Below are 22,712 nucleotides of genomic sequence, written 5' to 3'. Positions count from 1 at the left end.
CATTCCAGCCTTCATTGGGATTGGTAGAATGAAAAATCACCTCTCCCCAGCGATTGAAAATCCAGAATTCATACGTGGCAAGATTGCGAACCACCGGCTGAAAAATATTATTGTGTTCATCCGCATTTGGTGTGAATGCATTGGGAATAAAAACAGAAGGTGTTAAAATCACTTCCATCGAATCGACATACACACAACCGTAATCATCTTCAAAGGTTAAATAATACCATGTGTTTTGTTCCGGAGTGGCTACTGGATGCGCACAATCCGTACAACTTAATCCGTAAGGAGGCGACCAATAAAACGTTCCATTACCGGGAATAACAGGATTCAATACCGGAGCATCACCAATATCGAGAATTACATCCGGACCTGCATCAACATAACTCGGAGGAAAAACATTTACGGTTACAAATGCTGTATCGGCACAACCATTAGTATCAACGCCAATCACACCATAGGTAGTGGTAAAATCGGGACCCACAATCGGAAATGCAGAATTCGGATCGTCGATATCAAAAGGCGGGAACCAGGTATAACTATCAGCACCACTCACAAATAAAGCAGCGGTTTGATTGGAACAAATGGTATCTGCACCACCTGCTGTAATATGTGCAGGAGGCGGTAAATAAATTTGCGTATACGCCGTATCAGAAATATTACACGTATTATTCGCTGTTGCAATCAAGGTAATATCATAATAACCGGAAGCCGTATAAAAAATTTGTTCATCCGGATCGGTGGAGGTTTGACCATTACCAAAAATCCATTGATACGTAATTCCATTTGAACTGTTATTTTCAAATTGCACCAATGCAGGAATTACACAAGGTGTAAAATGAACATCCATATCTGCCTGCACATATTGCAACACTTCAATATGCACTTGCTGTGTATCTAAACATCCATTGGTATCCGCAACAATTACGGTATAATCGGTGGTAACGGTGGGACTCACCAATGGTGTTGCCGTATTTGCACCTATCACATTCAGCGTTGGTGTCCACGAATAAGTTGCACCACCCGATGCAGTAATGGTGGTTTGTTCTCCGTTACAAATGGTATCTCCGGGTAAAACACTTGCGCTGAGCGGACCCGGAATAAACACTTCTACATAAGCAGTATCTGCTCCATTACACGTATTGGAATCCAGCGCTACCAGCATAATTTCATAAGTGCCCGGTAAACTGTAAGTGTGATTTGGATTAACAGCAACAGACGTATCACCATCCCCAAAATCCCAATAATAACCTATTGCACCCACACTGTTATTCTGCAACTGAACAGAAACAGGAAGTTGACATGGATCTCCCGTAAAGCTGAATTGCGCTTGTGCAACGATATCTTTTAAATCAATTTTAAAAACAACGAGATTACAATTCGGAGAATTGTTGGTGTTCGACCATACACCCGGTGTAGTAGGAAAATTTGATTGTCCGCCACAACCACCACACACTGCCTGATACACTACCCCATCTTTATCGAAACGGGAAGTACCTCCATCTACATGTTCTTCACTCGGTGAACCTGCGCCTAAATAGGTTCCGTAAAGTAATTGTGTTGCATCCGGCGCAAGAATCATCAGATAAAAATCATTTCCATCTGTACTCAATTGTAATCCGTCAATGGTAACGGGTAATCCTGTAGTAGAAGAACTGCTTGCATGATAAGGTGCAATACCTGCTAAAAATCCACCCCAGCCACAGAGATAAATTTGTCCGCATTTATTAACCAAAAATGCAGATGGAGAAAAATCGACCACACCGGCATTTCTTCCTACGCGCGTGGAAAAATCGGTGCTGGTAAAAGAGTTATTGAATTTGTGAATGAATTGTCCGCTGTTTCCATTGTTGTAAACACCCGCCGGAGTGATTGGATAATTACCGGCTGTTTGTCCCACCACATACACATCATTATTCAAATCGATCTGCACAAAATAACATTGATCGTATTGCGATGTTCCGAAATACGAACAAGCTAAAATGGAATTTCCGCTCGGACTATACCGAACTGCAAATCCATCTACAGCTCCCGAATAAGTTGTTTGCAATGCACCGGGTGAAACCAATAAATCCGGACTCTCCGATCCGCCTGCCACATAAACATCGCCATTGGAATCTTCTTGTACACCATAAGCGGCATCGGCACCTGCTCCGCCGAAATAGGTGCTCCAGTTTAACACCGAAAGTGAGGCGTTCATTCGGAAAACAACACCATCATAACCTCCACCACCAAATACAGGTTCGGGAGCATTTGCGCTGGTGGGAAAATCAGCCGATGATGTTACAGACGCAACAACAATATCTCCGGTAGCATCTACAATTACTTCACCACGAAATGGATCACCATAATTGTAGGCCAGTGATGTCGATAAATTTAATCCGTCGTTTTGCGTTCCTCCAATATAAGTGCTCGATAATAAAGCAGTGCCTGTGGGATTAAAACGCGCAACAAAAATATCGGATCCGCTATTGTAACTCATTCCACTCGAAGGCGGCGCTGCATTGGTTCCACCATTAAACGTATTATCAAAAGGTGCTCCTGACATTGGGAAATCGAGCGATCCGGTAGTTCCCATAATGTATAATTCATTGGCGCTATTGCACACAATTGAATGCGGCGCTTCAGTTCCGGTTCCGCCTAAATAAGTTGAATAAATCAATGCACTTCCGCTCACATTAAATTTGCTCAGTCCAATATCACGGGTGAAGGAAGTCACTAATCCATTAAAACTGGTTTGAAAAGCACCAGGCGTTACGGGATATTGTCCGTTCGGATAAACAATGCCTGCACCAAATGTATTTTTTACGGCATCATAGGTTGCGGTAAATCCAAAATTATCTGCTGTTGATCCGCTGTACGAACTAAACACTAAAATCGGATCAATTATCAATGGGTAGTGTTCATCATAACCATTGGGAAAAACAAATGAAATAGAATCTCCCGCAAGCGCGTAACGGCATTCCACCATCACTTTTTTTCCCTGAATCATTTGCCACACCAATGGAGCTTTTTCTGTTAGCGTACAAATACTTGTTTCAATCACCAGATCTTTTCCTTGTAGTTTTATCTTATCTGCACCGGCATATTTCCATCGGATCACGGAAGCATCTGCACCGGGTGATACAAGAAAATCGTATTTGAGATTTCCGTTTTCATTGCCGTAATACATCAGATCAATCCCCGGATAAAAATTTTCGCGCGTCAGTTCATACGATGAATGCAAACCCGATTTCCATCGCGCAGGATCATTTCCCGTAAAATAGTTGTAATAAAACGGCGTTTGTTTTCCCGGGAGAAATGCTGCATCAGAATTGGAACCCACATAATTCATTCGCAAACAATGAGCGCGTGCTTCCGTGTTGGAGGGTTGGTGACGCGCATGTTTGTCCATTTCGAGAAAAAGATAAGTAGCCCCCTGATTTTCCAGGTACATATAACCCGGGTTCATTTTCAATTGGAAGCGGATCTTTTCATTCCACTGACCCTGGTTCGGTGTAAAAAAAACAGACTCATGCCAGGCATAGCCTTTTCCGCCCATCAGCAGAAAAAGAAACAAACACCCTATGGATAGCCAATTTTTCAAAACAACTCAGCAAGTTACGAAGCAATCTATAGACGTACAAAAGCAAAAAGTGTTGCCCGAGAGAAAAACTGATTTTTATGCTGTCTATAATTCTCGTAAATTTGCACTCCAGTTCTTCCCCTTATGAGCGATAACATCAAACACGAATGCGGCATAGCCCTCCTTCGTTTACTTCAACCCCTTGAATACTACGTCGATAAATACGGCACTGCCTTTTATGGACTAAACAAAATGTATCTCCTTATGGAGAAACAGCACAACCGTGGACAAGACGGGGCGGGGATCGCGAATATTAAATTCGACATGCAGCCTGGGCAGCGTTATATTTCCAGAAAACGTTCCATTAACACCAATGCCATTCAGGAAATATTTTCGGAGATCTATGGTAAAATCAACTCAGGCACCGAAAACAACCCTGCATTACTTAAGGATGTAGCTTACCTAAAAGAAAATTTCGGATTCACCGGGGAATTGTTTCTCGGACACCTGCGCTATGGAACCTACGGGAAAAACTCAATAGAAAGTTGTCACCCCTTTTTACGTCAGAATAACTGGATGACCCGCAACCTCGTGGTGGCAGGGAACTTCAACCTCACCAATGTGGATGAACTATTCGCCCAGTTAACTGAAATCGGACAACATCCGAAAGAGATGTCGGACACCGTTACGGTGATGGAAAAAATCGGTCATTTCCTCGATGTAGAAAATGAACGACTGTTTAAAATTTACAAAGCACTTGGCTACTCTAACCGACAAATTTCCGGTTTGATTGCATCCAATATGGACATCCAGCAGATTCTAATCAATTCTGCAGAAAAATGGGATGGAGGTTATGCTATGGCAGGATTAACCGGACATGGAGATGCATTTGTATTGCGCGACTCACACGGAATTCGTCCAGCTTACTATTACCAGGACGATGAAATTTGTGTTGTTGCATCGGAACGTCCCGTTATTCAAACTGCATTTAATGTCCCCTTCGAGGCCGTAAAAGAAATTACACCCGGACACGCCTTAATCATTCGGAAAAATGGTCAGGTTGGTGAATTTTCCATCACCGAAACCAAAGAACGAAAAGCATGTTCCTTTGAGCGGATTTATTTTTCACGCGGTAGCGATGCAGAAATTTACCGCGAGCGGATTCAATTAGGAAAAAGTCTCGTTCCGCAAATTCTCAAAAGCATCGACAACGATCTGGAGAACACTGTTTTTTCCTATATACCCAACACTGCAGAAACGGCCTTTTACGGAATGATCAAAGGGGTAGAAGATCATCTCAATATCATTAAAAAAGAAAAAATTCTTTCACTGGGATCGAATCCCGATCCCGATAAACTGGAACAAATATTATCCATTCGTCCCCGCGTAGAAAAACTTGCTGTTAAAGATGCCAAACTTCGCACCTTTATCACCAATGATGACGCAAGGGATGATATGGTGGCACATGTTTACGATGTAACACACGGCACGGTAAATAAAGGCGTGGATAATCTGGTGGTGATCGATGATTCCATCGTACGCGGAACCACGTTGAAAAAAAGCATTATTAAAATGCTGGATCGCCTGCAACCGAAAAAAATTATCATTGTCTCCTCCGCACCGCAAATTCGTTTTCCGGATTGTTACGGCATTGATATGGCTATTATGGGCGACTTCATCGCTTTTCAGGCTGCGGTGGAATTACTGCGCGAACGAAACATGAGTGGCTTACTCGATGAAGTGTATATGATGGCGAAGGAACAACTTCGTTTACCACGTGAACAATCGCACAATGTGGCGGTAAAAGTGTACGAAGCATTTCAACCGGAAGAAATATCTGCAAAGGTTGCACAACTCGTTACCCCTCCCGGATGTAAAGCACAAGTGGAAGTGATTTTTCAAACCATAGAAAACCTTCATGCCTCTTGTCCGAAAAACAGTGGCGACTGGTACTTCTCCGGCGATTATCCAACACCGGGCGGACACCGCGTTGCTAATCGTGCATTCGTGAATTTTATGGAAGGCAAAAAAGTAAGAGCCTACTGATTTACCAATTGGCCACTGCCCAATAAAGCGGCATACCAATGGTGATATTAACCGGAAATGTTATGGCTAGTGACATAGGCAAATATATTCCCGGATTCGCTTTCGGGTTGGCAATGCGCATGGCAGCAGGCACAGCAATATAGGATGCACTAGCCGCCAGAATTCCAAACATAAATCTGTTTTCCGGAACCGGACTTACCAATGCACTCAACCAGGCAACCGCAACGCCATTCACTAAAGGAATGAGGATGGCAAATGCATAGGGAAACCAACCGTAATTTTTTAATGAAGAAAGATTTTTACCACTGGTAATCCCCATGTCTAATAAAAAGATGGCCAAAAATCCTTTAAAAATATCATTGGTAAAAGGCTTGATTCCTTCGGCCTGACCCGCATCTGAAAAATAGCCAATCAGCAAGCTGCCCAAAATTAGCACCACGCTTCCATTGGTGAGGGAATGACGGATAACTTCCCGTTTAGAAACTGCCGTATTTTTTTCTTCAGAAAAACGCGATAACAAAAACAATCCCGCAATAATTGCAGGTGCTTCCATTAAAGCCATTATTGCCACCATGTGACCATGAAATGATTTACCTAACAATTCGAGGTAGCTAACGGAAGTAACAAAAGTAACAGCACTCACCGATCCATAAGCAGCAGCAATGGCACCGGCGTCATACACATTTAATTTTCTTCGTAAAATAAAAAAGGTATAAACCGGAATGGCCAGCGATAAAATCAGCGCAAGTACAATGGAATTAACAATCTCACCGGAAAATTCCTCATGCGAAAGTTCTTGTCCCCCCTTAAACCCAATTGCAAAAAGCAAATACATGGAAATAAACTTAGAAGAGGTCGACGGAATCTCCAGATCGCTTTTGATGAGTACCGCCAGAATTCCCAACACAAAAAATAAAAATGCCGGGTTGGTTAAATTCGAAATCAATAAATCAGTTTGCATATCGCATTTTCTCGGCCGCAAACCTAAGTGCAATTATTCATATCTTTTTATTTATATTAATTATATTTTACATAAAAATAATTTATAATTACAGATCGAACTTAACCAACTGATTCCCTCCCTTTCTGGATTAAGAAACCTTAAAAATTGGTCTGTACCCCTATATCCGGCAATTCATTTTTAATGATCGCTCTTTAACCAAACTTAATTTTTCTTTATGCAAAAATTGCCAAATATTCTGCTTATCGGATGCAAAACCAACAGGAGCAGATCCTGTTTTTGTTATGCATGCATACTAAAATAAACGAAACCGTTTTTGGTAGAAGCCAGGGAAATGCTGGTCGAAAAATCTGAACCATGCGCCCGAAAATCCGGTTAAACCAACCGGAAACCAAATCCGGATTCCACCCGAAGGAATCCGGAACCAGAGCTAGCCCTGATTTTGTCTTCAAGCCGGATTTACGAATCCGAATGTGATTGTTGAACCGATTAAACTCTGAAGTCATGAACGCTATTTCTACCTCCGTATCTCATTTTTTCCGTAAAGCAATTTTGTTGGTAACACTCGTACTTCAAATTCAACTTGCTTTTTCAAACCCTTCTTCAGCTGCATTGCCTGCAGGTCTTATCTTCCGGTTAAGAGCTGATAAAAACGAAATTTTACTCGCCGAAAAATCCATGAAATATTTTGCTCCCGTACATACCGATGGCAACATCAGCGAAATGGGGATGTATTCCGATTTCATCAAAGCTCAACGGGAAAGAAACCGTTTAATGGAAATGGGATTTACCAATGTAAATGTCATCGCCTATCTCGATAAAAAAGAAATCCCCACTGCAGATGCCATTAATCACCTTAACTCCAATGCAGCAACACAAAGTATCAGCGTACAAAAAATGGATTCACTTTTATCCCTCGTACAACAACATGATTATTATTATGCCATAACGATCGATTTCACCGATGCGAAAACAGTTGATGTATTTTTCGAATTAGGAAAAACACTTCAGATGGTGGTTAATTCCGCCGGAAAAGAGATGTGTATTTTCGGAAGATTTAATAGTCCGGAAGAAGCCGAAGTTTACATCGAACTTCTTCAGCAAAAAGGATTACAATCCGTCGCCCTCAGCGCCTGGTCGAAAAACAACGAAGCCCTCCCGCTCGCCCGCATCCTCGAAATTTCCTCTTCCAATCCGAAGGAGTTAGCCGATCAGAGTCGATAATCTCCGGTTCATCGATAGAAAAACCAGCTTAATGCTGGTTTTTTTTGTTTAATGAACGTTTAGGTGAGTCTTTGGTATAATCCTTGCTAAACCGTATTAGAAAAGGTGTATCTGCATTTTTTACCTCCTTCAACGGGTGTTGACCCTGATTAGTGGGTAAAAAAGCGGGATTGGGCAAAATAACCATTTTTGGCTAGTGCCTTTTAGCAACATATTTCGTCTTTTGTAACGTAGAAAGACCTGAACCAAAAATGCTCGATATTTTAAAAGATATGATGAGAGGACGACATTCCGCTGTTACGGATCCCAGCCTGAAGGTGCGCACCGAAGGTGGCGTGATGTATATTTTCTACACTGCTAAATCGGGCATGTTGATTTACGATATTTCCAATCCGAACGGACAAGTGATGTTAAAAGGCGAATTAAATGCCGAACAAGCGGAAAACACGATTGATGTTACATCACTTCGAAAAGGAAATTATACTCTCTATCTGATTGATGGTTCAGATTTGGTGAAATACCCATTTATCTATTATCCGGAATAGAAAACACTTCCTTAAAAAAATCACTGAGGTGGTGGATGCATGCATCTCTCTCTTCAATGAAGGACATATGTCCGCTATTCGTCAAAATCACTCCTTGCACCCGTGTTCCTGATTCGAACATTTCTTTCGATTTTTCTTCCGGCACCACATTATCATATTTACCTGCTAATACCATTACCGGAAAACGGCCCTTGCTTAATACAGATCGTTTATCTTCCCGTTCGCGCATTCCGCGTAAACATGCAGCTGCGCCTTGCGTACTTGTTAGCAAAGCCAGTTTTTTGATCAATTCAATTTCTTCAATAAACAAATGGAGATTCTGTTTGGCAAATAAATTCGGAATCGCTTCGCTGATAAAAACGCGCGGGTTCATTTCAAGAACGCGTATAGCACGGAGACGATCTGCCTTTTTTTCTTCACTGTCGGCAAACACCGTAGAATTCAACAATACAATTCCTTTACAAAATTCCGAATAGCGATCGGCCAATGCAAGAGCAACGTAACCACCCATGGAGTGACCAAGAACAATGGCCGATTTCACTTTTTCTTCACGCAACACACTTACCACAGCATCTGCCATTAAATTCATACTATTCACCTCAGCCAGCGACTCCGATTCGCCATGGCCCGCTAAATCGACACAAATCACTTTGTACGATTTGGAAAAAACAGCAGAAAAATCTTCCCAGATCAGTGATGATTCCAGAAATCCATGCAACAGCACAACGCAATGACTTGCATGGCCTTCGGTGTAATAACGGATTTTTTTAGAATTAAAAACGGTAAACGATGCCTTCATCAGCGATTCATCAGGCTTTCAATTTCATCGGCCTCAAGAGGAATATTAGCCATTAAATCGCGCGGCGAACTTTCGGTAACCATGATGTTATTTTCAAGACGAATACCCAAACTTTCTTCGCGGATATAAATTCCGGGTTCAACGGTGAAAACCATTCCGGGTTGAATGGGTTTATGCCATAATCCCACGTCGTGAACATCCAATCCTAAAAAGTGTGAAGTGCCATGCATAAAATATTTTTTATACGCCGGCCACTCCGGATTTTGATTGGCAATATCTGTTTTACTTAATAGTCCAAGTCCCAATAACTCACTCTCCATCACTTTTCCCACTTCCTTATGATAATCGGCCAGCATGGTTCCCGGACGTAACATCTTCATGGCTTCTTTCATCACACGGTGAACCGCATTGTAAACTGCTTTCTGACGATCAGTAAAACGACCTGAAACGGGAATGCAGCGCGTCATATCGGCCGCGTAATTAGCGTATTCAGCTCCCACATCAAGCAATATCACATCACCTGCTTTACACTCCTGGTTGTTGTCGATATAATGCAACACACAGGCATTAAATCCGCTTGCAATAATCGGCGTATAAGAAAATCCACGTGAACGGTTGCGCACAAATTCGTGAATGAATTCTGCTTCAATTTCATATTCCATCACGCCCGGTTTTACAAATTCCAACACGCGACGGAAACCTTTTTCCGTAATATCAATCGCCGTTTGCATCAGCTCAATTTCGAGTCCCGATTTCACACTGCGCAATTGGTGCATAATAGGAGCAACACGTTCCAGCGAGTGAAGCGGATAATTTGTTTTTATCCATTGAATAAATCGTGTATCGCGTGTTTCCGTTTCAATCACCGCGCGTAAATGTTCATTGGTGTTGAGGTAAATGGAATCGGCTTCGCAGACTAATTGTTTAAATACCTTTTCGAAATGTTGCAACCAGTAAACAGTTTTTATTCCCGAGGCTTCATAGGCCGATTTCTTACTGTGTTTTGCACCTTCCCAAATAGCAATTTCGTCGCTTGTTTCTTTTAAAAACAACACTTCGCGATGTGCAGGATCATGCGCGTGGGGAAACAAAACCAAAATGCTTTCTTCCTGATCAATGCCACTTAAATAAAACAGATCGTTATTCTGACGGAACAACATATGTCCGTCGGCATTGGTCGGCAATAAATCGTTCGAATTAAATACGGCTATTCCGCCGGGCTTTAACATTGCTGCAAAACGCTTGCGGTTGTCGATAAACAATTTCGGATTAATAGCCTGGTATTTCATAAGGAATGATTTTACCAAAAGGAAGAAAAAAAGCGCACAATTCAAAACGAATTCTGCGTTCATCATTGGTAAGGACATAAAAAAACCCCGAAATCGCTTCCGGGGTCTTTGTTATGTATGCGTCTTATTTCTTTTCAGGATTCCAGAATTCCTCCACAAATTTAGTGGTGAAATTTCCTTTTCTGAAATCTTCGTTTTTCAATAGTGCCTGATGGAACGGAATGGTGGTTTTAATTCCCTCAATGATGTATTCATCCAGCGCACGTTGCATTTTTGTAATCGCTTCTTCACGTGTACGTGCTACGGTAATTAATTTTCCAACCATCGAATCATAGTTCGGGGGAATAATATAACCGGCATACACATGGGTATCGATACGGATACCGTGTCCGCCCGGACAATGGTAATTCGTGATTTTACCCGGTGACGGAGCAAAGTTTCGGAATGGATCTTCGGCGTTAATACGACACTGAATGGCGTGTAATTGTGGTTCGTAGTTTTTACCGGAGATAGCTACACCTGCAGCAATTTTAATCTGCTCTTTCACCAGGTCATAATCGATCACCTCTTCGGTGATGGTATGTTCCACCTGGATACGTGTATTCATTTCCATGAAATAGAAATTACGGTGTTTGTCCACCAAAAATTCTATCGTCCCCACTCCTTCGTATTGAATTGCTTTAACTGCTTTAATGGCTGCATCTCCCATTTTCTTACGAAGTTCAGGCGTCATAAACGGAGAAGGTGTTTCTTCTACCAGTTTTTGATGCCGGCGTTGAATAGAACAATCGCGTTCGGAAAGGTGACATGCATTTCCGTATTGGTCGCCCGCTACCTGGATTTCGATGTGGCGTGGTTCTTCAATGAATTTCTCCATGTAAACACCATCGTTTCCAAATGCAGCACCGGCTTCCTGACGTGCAGAATCCCATGCGTTTTCAAGATCTTCTTCTTTCCACACTACGCGCATTCCTTTTCCACCACCACCGGCAGTTGCTTTCAGAATAACGGGATACTTAATCTTAGCCGCAATTTTTTTCGCTTCAGCAAGATCTTCCAATAATCCATCGCTACCGGGAATAACAGGAACACCCGCTTTTTTCATCGTGTCTTTTGCCGAGGCTTTGTCACCCATCGAATCAATTTGATAAGGCGTTGCTCCGATAAATTTGATGTTATGGTCCTGACAAATCTTCGAGAATTTCGAATTTTCGGAAAGGAATCCATAGCCCGGGTGAATGGCATCTGCATTGGTAATTTCGGCAGCTGCGATGATGCGCGACATGTTCAGGTACGAATCTTTACTCGGTGGAGGTCCGATACATACTGCTTCATCAGCGAAACGAACATGCAATGAATCTTTATCGGCCGTAGAATACACGGCAACAGTTTGAATGCCCATTTCCTTACAGGTGCGAATTACGCGCAATGCGATTTCACCGCGGTTGGCAATCAGAATTTTCTTAAACATTTTGCTAGAGTCATCTTTCGATTTTTTCGAAGAAGATGAGCCTGACTTTTTAAAAATAGCCATTGTTTTTGCTTTAAATGAGAAAGACCGCAACGAGTGCGGTCCTAATTCAGAATCGATTAAGCAGGATCAACAAGGAAAAGTGGTTGATCATATTCAACCGGTTTTGCATCGTCAACCAGAACTTTTACAATTTTTCCGGAAACCTCAGCTTCAATCTCGTTGAATAATTTCATTGCCTCGATGATGCAAATTTTATCACCGGCCTTGATGGTATCACCAACACTTACAAATGCAGGTTTATCAGGACCAGGAGAACGGTAAAATGTTCCGATCATTGGCGATTTTACAGTGATGTATTTAGCATCATCGGCATTGGTGGCCGGAGTTTTTGGTGCATCGGCAGCAGGTGCTACAGGAGTTGCAGCAATCACTTGTTGAACCGGAGCAGCAGCTACCACCTGAGGTGCAGCCTGTACGGTAGTTTGCACAACATTCGCTTTAGCGCGGATCACGATTTTAAAATCTTTTTTCTCGATTTCTACTTCGGTAACTCCCGATTTAGAAACAAACTTGATCAGATCCTGTATTTCGTTAAGTTCCATATGAATGGTTTTTGATTAAGCAATTAATTCGGTTCGTAAGCCCACTTCAAATATACAGCTCCCCAGGTAAAGCCTCCACCAAAAGCAGATAAAATTAAATTATCCCCTTTATGAAGTTTGTTTTCCCATTCCCAGAGCAAAAGTGGAATGGTACCTGCGGTGGTATTTCCGTATTTTTCAATATTGACCATTACCTTCGACTTATCCAACCCCATACGTTCAGCAGTGGCGTCGATAATTCGAAGATTGGCCTGATGCGGTGCCAGCCATGCCACATCGTTTGCGCTGAGATGGTTTTTCTCCATGATCTCGGCAGAAACATCGGCCATGTTGGTTACGGCAAACTTGAATACCGTTTTACCTTCCTGAAAAACGTAATGCAATTTTTTATCAATGGTTTCGTGCGAAGGCGGCATCATAGAACCTCCGGCGGGTTGGCAGAGATAATTTCTTCCTGCTCCATCTGCACGGAGAATAAAATCTTTAATTCCGTAACCTTCTTCGTTAGGTTCGAGCAATACCGCTCCTCCCCCATCTCCGAAAATAACACAGGTTGCGCGGTCTTCGTAATTGAGGATGGTCGACATTACATCCGCTCCCACAACAATCACTTTTTTATATCGTCCGGTTTCAATGAATTGAGCGCCGGTGGAAAGTGCATAAATAAATCCGGAACAAGCCGCCGAGAGGTCAAATCCCCAGGCATTTTTTAATCCGAGTTTATCGCAAACTACATTGGAAGTAGAGGGGAATGAATAATCACCGGTAATGGTGCCGATGATGAGCATATCGATTTCTTCGGGAGCAATTTTTTTCTTTTCAAGAATTTGTTTTACCGCTTCCACACAGATGTCGGACAAAGCCCTGCCTTCTCCTTTAAGAATTCTCCGCTCAGAAATTCCGGTTCGCGTGCGGATCCATTCGTCGTTGGTATCTACCATGGTAGACAGTTCTTCATTGGTAAGAACATATTCAGGAACATATCCTCCAACAGCAGTTATGGCAGCAGTAATCTTGGTCATTTTGCAAAAACTCCTTTGATCTTTTCAGGGATGCCGGCGTTCACCACATCCTTGCTCAAAAGTATCATATTTTTGATTGCAGTGGCATTAGAAATACCATGACCGATTATAACATTGGAATTCACCCCCAATACCGGGGTTCCGCCGTAGTTTTCGTAGTTAAAACGATCGAAATATTCGTCGCGGATACCGCGTTTGCGCAGGAGCCAGTATAATCCTTCCGCTTCCTTGAGCGCTACGTTACCTGTAAATCCGTCGCAAACAATTACGTCGGCTTTGTCGCGGAACAAATCTCTGCCTTCTACATTACCAATGAAATTGAAGTCCTTTGAATCTTTCATTAAGGCATGTGCGCTTTGAGCAAGCAGATTTCCTTTTTCAGGTTCTTCTCCGATATTGAGCAAGCCCACTTTCGGATTTTTTACGCCGTAAACCTGTTCAATGTAAATTGAACCCAAAACCGCAAACTGATATAATACATCCGGTTTGCAATCGGCATTTGAACCTACATCCAGAATGATGTTGATTCCACCTTCGAATTTTGGAAGAATAGAAGTGATACAGGGACGAATAACGCCGGGGACATTGTTGACGCTAAAAATGGAACCTACCAGCATGGCGCCGGTGTTTCCTGCAGAAGCAAAAGAATGCAAATTACCTTCTTTCAGCATGCGGAATCCAACCGCTATACTCGACTGAGGCTTTTGGGGCAAGGCGCGTGTTGGATGTTCGTCCATACCAATGACCTCCGTAGTATGCACAATGTCATACTTCGAAACATCTTCTTGCTCCCTTTCTAAAATGGAACGTATTTGTGGTTCATCACCAATCAGAACAAGCCTGACATCTTCAGGAAGTTCTTTTCTGGCTGCGATAGCTCCCGTAGTGGTAGCTTCAGGGGCAAAATCGCCTCCCATTATGTCAATACCTATCCTCATTCCTTATGGTTTTGGAATCGGACAAATGTAAACAAAGATTCGAATCAACCGGGATGTATCGATCAGGCAGTAGCGGTAGTGTCGATCACTACTTTGCCTTTATAATACATTTTTCCTTCATGCCAGTAGGCACGGTGGAACAGGTGTGGTTCTCCTGTGGTAGGACAGATTGCAACATTTCCGGCTACAGCCTTATAGTGGGTTCTTCTTTTGTCCCGTCTTGTCTTGGAATGTTTGCGTTTGGGATTTGGCATGGCTCAAACGTATTTTATGATTAAACAACTAACTCCTAATTTATTTACTCCTTTAATTCAACTTGATGTTCTTCAGCATATCCCAACGTGGGTCGGTATCATCATCGTCTTTTCCCTTTACGCGGTATTCTTCAATTTTCTTCAGCATTTCGGTATCGCATTCACCCTCCGGGTGAACCCGACGCACCGGTAGCGCGAGGTTGATGAATTCGTAAAGTTGCTGGGCGAACTGGACCTGATGTTCTCCGTGAGGAATGACCAGGATTTCTTCGGTATTGGTAAATTCTTCCTCACCGAACTTAACAATGAGTTTGTCATCACCTTCCACCTGAAGATCGAAATCGCCCGTGCAGAGATCGCACATCACCCGAACGGTTCCTTCGAAATGAAAAAACAATTCGAGCATGGAAGAAGATTTTTCCAGGATCACATGAACCTGAATATCGCCTTCTTCAATCTCCGACGATTCAAAGCATGCAAAGAACTTCTTGTCTACCACAAAACTAAACTCATGCCGGCCAACTCTCAGACCCGAAAATGAGATCGTATATTGATCCAGCAACTTCAAGTTTTATGATTAAAGGACGGCAAAGGTAATAAAAAAGAAAACAGGAAGGAGAAAAAGATGGAAAAAGGGACGAAATAATGCGAAATCACTCCCGCTCATTGCGTTCGGCCTTCACCTGTGGTTGTAAGGGGTTGGAATTGATCTCTTTATAAAACTTCCGGTTTAAAAACACATCTTTAGCCAGGTAAATCGCATTGCGGAACGAGGCCTCTGAAGCGGAGCCCTTACCCGCCAGGTCGTATGCTGTACCATGATCTGGAGAAGTGCGCACTACGGGGAGTCCCGCCGTAAAATTCACGCCTTCATCGAACGACAAAGCCTTGAATGGCGTAAGACCCTGGTCGTGATACATCGCCAGAATTCCGTCGAAATTCCGGAAGTTACCCGAGCCGAAGAGCCCATCCGCTGCGTAGGGACCAAATGCCATAATGCCTTCATTGCGCAAAGCGTTAATGGCCGGTTCTATAACGTTACGGTCTTCCTCCCCCAACAAACCATTTTCACCGGCATGGGGATTAATCCCCAGCACAGCAATCCGCGGTTTACGAATCCCGAAGTCGCGAATCAGGCTTTGGTTCATGCGTTGAGCCGTGCGGATGATTTTATCTTTGGTGATTAAGGTTGAAACCTCCTTTAAAGGAACGTGAGCGGTGACGAGTCCAACCCGCAGTGAACCACCCACCATCATCATGAGCGCTTCATCCACACCGGCAATGGAAGCCAGGTATTCGGTGTGACCAGGAAATTTAAACTGGTCACTTTGCATGACAAGTTTATTAATGGGCGCAGTAACCAGCACATCAATTTTTCCGGAAGCCAGATCTTTTACTGCAGCCTCCAGCGATTGAAAAGCATATTTTCCACCCAACGAAGTTGCTTCACCCGGGGTGATGTTCATTTCTTCATTCCACACCTGCACCAGGTTGGCCTTGTTTTTTTGTGCCTCTGTTGCCGAATTGATGAGATGAAAATTAAATTCATTCATCTGCAACACCTTTCGGTAATAGGAAGCCAGTTTAGAAGAACCGTAAACGATGGGCGTTATTTCACCGAACAAGCGGTTATCGGCGAGCGATTTAAGAATGATTTCCATTCCAACGCCATTGATATCTCCAACGGAAATACCGATGCGGACGCGATCTTCGGATGTATGTTGCTGACTCATGTATCGATTTTGCACAAAGTTAATAAAAGCATTCAGAGCCGAAGCCTAATTCGCACATTCATTCTCTCTGCCACTTGCAATATTTTGCGTACTTTGCTGTTCTATTCCCAAAGGGCTGTATTTATGCTAAAACGCTTACTGGCTTTTCTTTTCATCCTGTGGTCTTTTTCCGCCTCTGCAACGCACAACAGAGCGGGTGAGATTACGTATGAATGGATGGGAGGTTATACATACCGCTTTACAATTCGTATTTGCACCAATGAAGGCTCCAATATTGCCGATCGTCCGGAACTTGAAATCTGGTATGGCGATGGAGAGCGAGATACAGTTCCAAGGGTATCGGAAACCATGGTGCCACCCATTGGATCTTTTTCGGGCAGTGATAATATTTACATTGCTACACATACCTACGACGGACCCTTCACGTATTACATACAGGTGCTCGATCCCAATCGTAATCAGGGAATCTTAAACATCAGTAATTCGGTAAACGTTCCTTTCTGTTTACGAACTACACTTGTTATTTCTCCTTTCTTTGGATTAAACTATGGAAACAGTTCCTGTGTTCCGGAAAAATTTCCTTGTCCGGAAATCGGCTGTGTAGGCGGAAGGTATTGTTTCAATAGCGCCGCTTATGATCCCAATGGCGACAGTCTTGCCTATGAGTTAGTGCCGTGCATGGGCGATAATGGCAACGACAATGGATGTTCTCCTCTTCCCTTCGGTGCTGTTTACTCTTATCCGAATGTTATTGGAGGAGGAACAATTTCCATTGACCCCGTAACCGGAACATTCTGTTGGGATAATCCGCAAATTCAAGGCGAATACAACATTGCCATTCTCATTAAAGAATATAAAAACGGAATGTTTGTAGGCAGTGTATTGCGCGATATTCAAATTACCATTTTGGGTATTTGCAATAATGATCCTCCGCAATTAACCCCCATTGCCGATACCTGTGTAGTTGCAGGAAGCAGCATCAGCTTTTCACTCACGGCCACCGATCCCAACTCGGGCGATGTGGTAACGCTGAATGAATATGGACAACCCTTTTCACTGACCACCTCACCCGCTACTTTCAACACCGTTGGTTCCAATCCCGTTACCGGGACATTTAACTGGCAAACCGATTGCTCACACATTCGCAATTCACCATATCAGGTTTATTTTATTGCGGAGGACAACGATCCGCAGGTGCCGATGATTGATGTGCGTTCTGCCATGATAAAAGTGATTCCTCCACCGGTAACAGGTTTAAGCGTTTCGCCGGTAACCAACACCATGCAGTTAAACTGGAATCCGAATACCTGCAGCAACATTAAAGGCTATCGAATTTACCGTAAAATAGGAACAGGTGGCGGACCATTTAGTGGCTGCTGCGATGAAAACACTGCGACTGATAATGGTTATACTTTAATCGCAACCGTAAATGGATTAAACAATACCAGTTACATCGACAACAGTTCATTGGTTTTAGGAAACGATTATTGTTACGTGATAGTTTCCTATATGCAAGACGGAGCAGTGAGTTGTCCTTCGGAAGAAGACTGTGCACACTTGCTGATGGACGTACCTGTAATTACACACGTTTCCGTAGGCGAAACAGATCTTACTGCCGGTATCGATACCATTCGTTGGGTTCATCCGCTGGAGTTAGATACATTCTCTAATTTTACTGGTCCTTACTTCTACAAAATATTTAAACGCGACGGATTTGGTAATCCTTCTTCATTGGTATTTACCACGCCGCAATCGAATCAATTATACCTAACGCAAAAAGAATTAATAATAGATACACTCAACACACAGGATAAAGCTTATAGTTACAGGGTAGATCTTTATCAATTTAACACCGTTAGCGGAAACGAAGAATATATTGGTCCAACCAATCACGCTTCTTCCATTTTCCTGAGCATTGCGCCGGCCGATCAGCAGTTGATTTTAACCTGGCAGGAAGATGTTCCCTGGACGAATACTTATTATAAAATCTACAGGGAAAGTCCGACAGGTTCCAACAATTTTGTTTTCATCGATTCAACCTTTAACCAAACCTATACCGATACCGGATTGGTGAATGGAATTACCTATTGCTACCGTGTAGTTTCCTATGGCTCTTATTCCGATCCGAGAATTCCGAGTCCACTTATCAACTACTCTCAAAAAGCCTGCAAATCGCCGATTGATTTAACGCCGCCATGTGCGCCAACACTAAGCATCGATAATGATTGTGAAATTCCATTAAACACTTTGGTATGGAACAATCCGAATAACAGTTGTGCCGATGATGTGATGTCGTACAACATTTATTTCACCCCGGTGCAGGGAGAAGCTTTTACGTTGTTGGCGACGATCAACAGTAATCAGGATACAGTGTTTACGCACGTGTTGGACAATGGATCCATTGCGGGATGTTACTATGTAACGGCGATTGACAGTGTGCAATATGGAAATGAAAGTTTACCGAGCAACATCGTGTGTGGCGATAATTGTCCGGTGTATTTCTTACCCAATGTTTTTTCTCCCAACGGCGATGGCGATAATGATTATTTTGTTTCATTCCCATATCGTTTCGTTGAGAAAGTGGACATGAACATTTACAATCGTTGGGGACAATTGATGTTCCATACCGAGAATCCGGATATAAAATGGGATGGAAAAAATCAGGATAATCAATTGGAATGTCCGGAAGGGGTGTATTTCTACACCTGTAAAGTTTATACCATTCGCTTAACCGGATTAGAGGTGATTGACCTCAGCGGATTTATCCATCTTTACCGCTCCAACGGGGCATCAGTACATTAATCATCATGTTTACAGGAATTGTTGAAGCTTTGGGCACTGTGGTGAATATTGTTTCCGAAGAAGGAAATGTTCACTACTATATTTCTGCCCCTTTTATACGCGAATTAAAAATTGATCAGAGCATTGCGCACAATGGCGTTTGCTTAACGGTAGTGGATATACAGCAGGATGCCTATGTGGTTACTGCCATTGCAGAAACGCTCTCTAAAACCAATCTTGAAAACTGGTGTCTGGGCGATGAGATTAACCTGGAACGCTGCATGAAATTAGGCGATCGTTTGGATGGACATATTGTGCAAGGCCATGTGGATCAAACGGCCATTTGCACATCAGTGACAGAAGAAAACGGCAGCTGGAAATTTCATTTTATGTATACCGAAAACGAAAATGTAACAGTAACCAAAGGTTCCATTTGCGTTAATGGGGTTAGTCTTACCGTTGTTGATTCTAGCAAAGGCGAATTTTCGGTGGCGATTATTCCCTATACCTACGAACACACGAATTTTCATCACCTGAAACCAGGTGATAAAGTGAATCTTGAATTTGATATTATCGGTAAATATGTTTCGCGTTTAATGGCGAAATAATCAGCGGCCCTGTAATTCCATAATCACAGGAACAATGCGTGCCACCAAATAGATTACCACTACAAAAGCAGCGATAATTCCTATTCCTGCAATCATCCAGAATTTTTTCATTCCTGCAATGGATTTGCGCAAATCTTCCATGGAACCACTATGAGATAATTCTGTAAGTGCATTGCCTGAACGCAATAAATTGATGGTACCGAAAATATAGATTCCTACCAATACAATGATCAGATAAATGATGCTTGCCACGATGGGCCAGATTCGGTCGAACACCGCACGCTCTTCATAACGCATTCCACGTTTTGCTACGGAGGTAATATTTTCCGATCCCATAGCCATCACCAATAAGAGAATGAGTGCGAAGAGTCCGAGTAGAACCAAAATAGTAATGGAATATCCTTTGATAATTCCGCCGGCTGCTCTAAAATTTTGTTTGTGCTCGTCGGTAATACCCTGGGTATTTTGCGACCAGTCTAACGTTTCTGAATTTTCCATCGTTTATGATTTATGCTGGAAATACAATTCCAATTAAAATTGATACACCTAACATCACGAGGGTGAGTGTCCAGTACATTTTTGTTTGAATCATCGCTTCATTCAATACCTGCAAATCGCCGGTATGTCCGAATTGGCGGAACAGGCTCACTTTTTTTACAAGCAAAATGGCGATGTAAATAGAGAAGCCTCCAACAAGGATTTGCAACACATAATGAATGCCTCCCTGTGTTGCTAAATTGGAGATGTTACCCAAGATTGAAAGGCCCTGACCAATAAAGGTCATGATGGCGACAAAATTCATCCAACCCGCCATGCTTCTTGCTTCTGCCAGAATATCGTCGGGGATGGGATCCTGTTGGTTAAAATTATTTTCCATATCGGGAATTTAGAAAAAAAATTAATTCGATTTTAAATTGATACCTAATTCATCCATTTGTTCTTTTTCAATAGGAGAAGGTGCATCAATCATCACATCTCTGCCGCTGTTGTTTTTCGGGAAAGCAATGAAGTCGCGAATGGATTCACTACCGCCGAACAGAGAACAGAGACGATCAAATCCAAAAGCAATTCCACCATGCGGCGGAGCCCCGAATTCGAAGGCATTCATTAAAAATCCAAATTGCGCCTGCGCCTGCTCATCGCTAAATCCAAGTAAGGTGAACATACGCGATTGAAGAGCACGATCGTAAATACGAATCGATCCTCCTCCTACTTCCACACCGTTAATCACCATGTCGTAGGCATTGGCACGCACTTCACCGGGATTGGTTTCCAGCAGCGAAATATCTTCCGGTTTTGGTGAGGTAAATGGATGGTGCATGGCAAAATATCTTCCCGCTTCTTCATTGTATTCGAGCAAAGGGAAATCAACCACCCATAAGCAAGAATAGTTATCCTTATTGCGCAATCCCAAACGTGTTCCCATTTCGAGGCGAAGTTCATTGAGTGCTTTGCGTGTTTTATTCGCATCACCAGCCAACACAAGAATAAGATCACCCGGTTCTGCATTGAACAAGGCTGTCCATTTTTTCAATTCTTCTTCATTGTAAAATTTATCGACCGACGATTTTATGGTGCCATCGCTGTTATAACGACAATACACTAATCCGGTAGCGCCGATTTGCGGACGTTTTACCCATTCAGTTAATTCATCCAGTTGTTTGCGTGTATATTCCGCTGCGCCCTTTGCACAAATACCAACCACGAGTTGCGCTTCATCAAATACTTTAAACGATTTTCCTTTTACCACATCGTTCAATTCAACAAATTTCATTTCGAAACGGGTATCCGGTTTATCGCAACCATAATACTTCATGGCGTCGGCATAGGTCATGCGTGGCAACTCGGGAATATCGATGCCTTTCACCTGCTTAAAGAGGTGACGGGTGAGTCCTTCGAAGGTGGACAAAATATCTTCCTGTTCAACGAAGGCCATTTCGCAATCGATTTGGGTAAACTCCGGTTGACGATCGGCACGGAGGTCTTCATCGCGGAAGCATTTTACAATTTGATAATAACGGTCGTAACCACTCACCATTAGCAATTGCTTAAACGTTTGCGGTGATTGCGGCAATGCATAAAACTGATGTTGATTCATCCGGCTAGGTACCACAAAATCGCGCGCACCTTCCGGAGTGGATTTGATAAGATAAGGCGTTTCTACCTCCATAAATCCCAATGAATCGAGATAGTTCCGGGTAACTATGGACATGCGGTGACGCAATTCAAGATTACGACGAACAGGAGCGCGTCGTAAATCGAGGTAGCGGTATTTCATGCGTAATTCATCACCACCATCGGTATCATCTTCAATGGTAAAAGGAGGAATTTTCGATTCGTTGAGAACAGATAACTCTGTGACCAGAATTTCGATTTCTCCCGTTGCGATATTTTTATTTTTACTGCTGCGCTCAATCACTTTTCCTTTGACCTGAATAACAAATTCACGTCCGAGTTTTCTCGCCTTCTCGCACAATGCGGCATTCACTTCCATATTAAATGCCAATTGCGTTATTCCATAGCGATCCCGTAAATCCACAAAGGTCATTCCCCCCAAGTCGCGACTATTCTGCACCCAGCCCACGAGCTGTACTTCAGTTCCGACATGTTCCAATCTCAACTCACCATTGTGATGCGATCTTTTTCTAGTAGCTAACATTCTATTCGATTTTGGACGTGAAATTAGGAAAATGCCTGCAATTGAAACAGAAATGGGTAAAAAGCAGAAGGATTCCTCAGTCCACAACCATCACCTGTGGCAACAAGCATCCGAAAAGATGTGCTAAATAAATAAAAAGGGGTGCTGCATACGGTTCGTAAAGCCAAAGCGACGTTTCATAAAGTCAAGCTCCGCTTTTTCAGTCAGCACCT

The 22,712-nt window shown here is 42.8% G+C and carries 19 protein-coding genes; 5 read left to right on the top strand and 14 right to left on the bottom strand.

Annotated features, from left to right (window positions below; translation table 11 throughout):
* A partial coding sequence (locus tag K1X56_09000) for a PKD domain-containing protein (protein MBX7094846.1) occupies positions 1 to 3,541 on the bottom strand: 3,541 nt, incomplete at its 3' end.
* A 168-nt stretch (positions 3,542 to 3,709) separates the two neighbouring features.
* Here K1X56_09000 and K1X56_08995 point away from each other — a divergent pair.
* Positions 3,710 to 5,611 (top strand): class II glutamine amidotransferase, encoded by a 1,902-nt coding sequence (locus K1X56_08995; GenBank protein MBX7094845.1) that lies wholly within the window; start codon positions 3,710 to 3,712, stop codon positions 5,609 to 5,611.
* A gap of 1 nt (position 5,612) precedes the next feature.
* On the opposite strand, the gene K1X56_08990 is transcribed toward K1X56_08995, so the two are convergent.
* Positions 5,613 to 6,572, bottom strand: coding sequence for a sodium-dependent bicarbonate transport family permease (locus K1X56_08990; GenBank protein ID MBX7094844.1), 960 nt, complete (start codon positions 6,570 to 6,572; stop codon positions 5,613 to 5,615).
* A 504-nt stretch (positions 6,573 to 7,076) separates the two neighbouring features.
* Between K1X56_08990 and K1X56_08985 the strand changes: the two genes are divergently transcribed.
* The gene (locus tag K1X56_08985) at positions 7,077 to 7,796 is read left to right on the top strand and encodes a hypothetical protein (protein MBX7094843.1); all 720 of its coding nucleotides are present in this window, start codon (positions 7,077 to 7,079) and stop codon (positions 7,794 to 7,796) included.
* 272 nt (positions 7,797 to 8,068) lie between these two features.
* The gene (locus K1X56_08980) at positions 8,069 to 8,341 is read left to right on the top strand and encodes a hypothetical protein (GenBank protein MBX7094842.1); all 273 of its coding nucleotides are present in this window, start codon (positions 8,069 to 8,071) and stop codon (positions 8,339 to 8,341) included.
* On the opposite strand, the gene K1X56_08975 is transcribed toward K1X56_08980, so the two are convergent.
* From K1X56_08975 to pdxA, 9 genes are all read right to left on the bottom strand, one after another.
* Complete coding sequence (locus K1X56_08975) at positions 8,322 to 9,140, bottom strand: alpha/beta hydrolase (protein MBX7094841.1); 819 nt, start codon at positions 9,138 to 9,140, stop codon at positions 8,322 to 8,324. The genes K1X56_08980 and K1X56_08975 overlap by 20 nt on opposite strands.
* A complete protein-coding gene (locus K1X56_08970; GenBank protein ID MBX7094840.1) occupies positions 9,140 to 10,429 on the bottom strand; it encodes an aminopeptidase P family protein in 1,290 nt (429 codons plus the stop codon). Before K1X56_08970 ends, K1X56_08975 begins: the two co-directional genes overlap by 1 nt.
* 124 nt (positions 10,430 to 10,553) lie before the next feature.
* On the bottom strand, positions 10,554 to 11,900 hold the full coding sequence (gene accC, locus K1X56_08965; GenBank protein MBX7094839.1) for an acetyl-CoA carboxylase biotin carboxylase subunit: 1,347 nt from the start codon (positions 11,898 to 11,900) through the stop codon (positions 10,554 to 10,556).
* 119 nt (positions 11,901 to 12,019) lie between these two features.
* Positions 12,020 to 12,505: an acetyl-CoA carboxylase biotin carboxyl carrier protein gene (gene accB / locus K1X56_08960; GenBank protein ID MBX7094838.1), complete on the bottom strand. Its 486-nt coding sequence runs from the start codon at positions 12,503 to 12,505 to the stop codon at positions 12,020 to 12,022.
* 23 nt (positions 12,506 to 12,528) lie between these two features.
* Positions 12,529 to 13,527, bottom strand: coding sequence for a ketoacyl-ACP synthase III (locus K1X56_08955; GenBank protein MBX7094837.1), 999 nt, complete (start codon positions 13,525 to 13,527; stop codon positions 12,529 to 12,531).
* Positions 13,524 to 14,465, bottom strand: a complete 942-nt coding sequence (gene plsX / locus K1X56_08950) for a phosphate acyltransferase PlsX (GenBank protein ID MBX7094836.1) — start codon at positions 14,463 to 14,465, stop codon at positions 13,524 to 13,526. The genes K1X56_08955 and plsX overlap by 4 nt, the downstream gene beginning before the upstream one ends.
* 62 nt (positions 14,466 to 14,527) lie before the next feature.
* Positions 14,528 to 14,719 carry a 50S ribosomal protein L32 gene (gene rpmF / locus K1X56_08945; GenBank protein ID MBX7094835.1) on the bottom strand — a complete coding sequence of 64 codons (192 nt, stop codon included), beginning with the start codon at positions 14,717 to 14,719 and terminating at the stop codon, positions 14,528 to 14,530.
* Between the two features lie 52 nt (positions 14,720 to 14,771).
* Complete coding sequence (locus K1X56_08940) at positions 14,772 to 15,287, bottom strand: DUF177 domain-containing protein (GenBank protein MBX7094834.1); 516 nt, start codon at positions 15,285 to 15,287, stop codon at positions 14,772 to 14,774.
* An 85-nt stretch (positions 15,288 to 15,372) separates the two neighbouring features.
* Positions 15,373 to 16,452 (bottom strand): 4-hydroxythreonine-4-phosphate dehydrogenase PdxA, encoded by a 1,080-nt coding sequence (gene pdxA / locus K1X56_08935; GenBank protein ID MBX7094833.1) that lies wholly within the window; start codon positions 16,450 to 16,452, stop codon positions 15,373 to 15,375.
* 123 nt (positions 16,453 to 16,575) lie between these two features.
* On the opposite strand from pdxA, the gene K1X56_08930 reads away from it, so the two are divergent.
* Complete coding sequence (locus K1X56_08930) at positions 16,576 to 19,254, top strand: gliding motility-associated C-terminal domain-containing protein (protein MBX7094832.1); 2,679 nt, start codon at positions 16,576 to 16,578, stop codon at positions 19,252 to 19,254.
* A gap of 5 nt (positions 19,255 to 19,259) precedes the next feature.
* The gene (locus K1X56_08925; protein ID MBX7094831.1) at positions 19,260 to 19,841 is read left to right on the top strand and encodes a riboflavin synthase; all 582 of its coding nucleotides are present in this window, start codon (positions 19,260 to 19,262) and stop codon (positions 19,839 to 19,841) included.
* Here the strand turns inward: K1X56_08925 and K1X56_08920 are convergent, their stop codons facing one another.
* From K1X56_08920 to aspS, 3 genes are read right to left on the bottom strand one after another with little or no spacing between them, the layout of a single operon-like run.
* Positions 19,842 to 20,339 (bottom strand): hypothetical protein, encoded by a 498-nt coding sequence (locus K1X56_08920; protein ID MBX7094830.1) that lies wholly within the window; start codon positions 20,337 to 20,339, stop codon positions 19,842 to 19,844.
* A gap of 10 nt (positions 20,340 to 20,349) precedes the next feature.
* Positions 20,350 to 20,718: a hypothetical protein gene (locus K1X56_08915; protein ID MBX7094829.1), complete on the bottom strand. Its 369-nt coding sequence runs from the start codon at positions 20,716 to 20,718 to the stop codon at positions 20,350 to 20,352.
* Positions 20,719 to 20,739: 21 nt separating this feature from the next.
* Positions 20,740 to 22,500: an aspartate--tRNA ligase gene (gene aspS, locus K1X56_08910; GenBank protein MBX7094828.1), complete on the bottom strand. Its 1,761-nt coding sequence runs from the start codon at positions 22,498 to 22,500 to the stop codon at positions 20,740 to 20,742.
* Positions 22,501 to 22,712 lie beyond the last annotated feature (212 nt).

The sequence above is a fragment of the Flavobacteriales bacterium genome (assembly GCA_019694795.1).
Classification (GTDB): domain Bacteria; phylum Bacteroidota; class Bacteroidia; order Flavobacteriales_D; family UBA2798; genus UBA2798.
The sequence above is the reverse complement of the archived record's forward strand: the minus strand, read 5'-3'. Positions and strand labels throughout refer to the sequence as shown.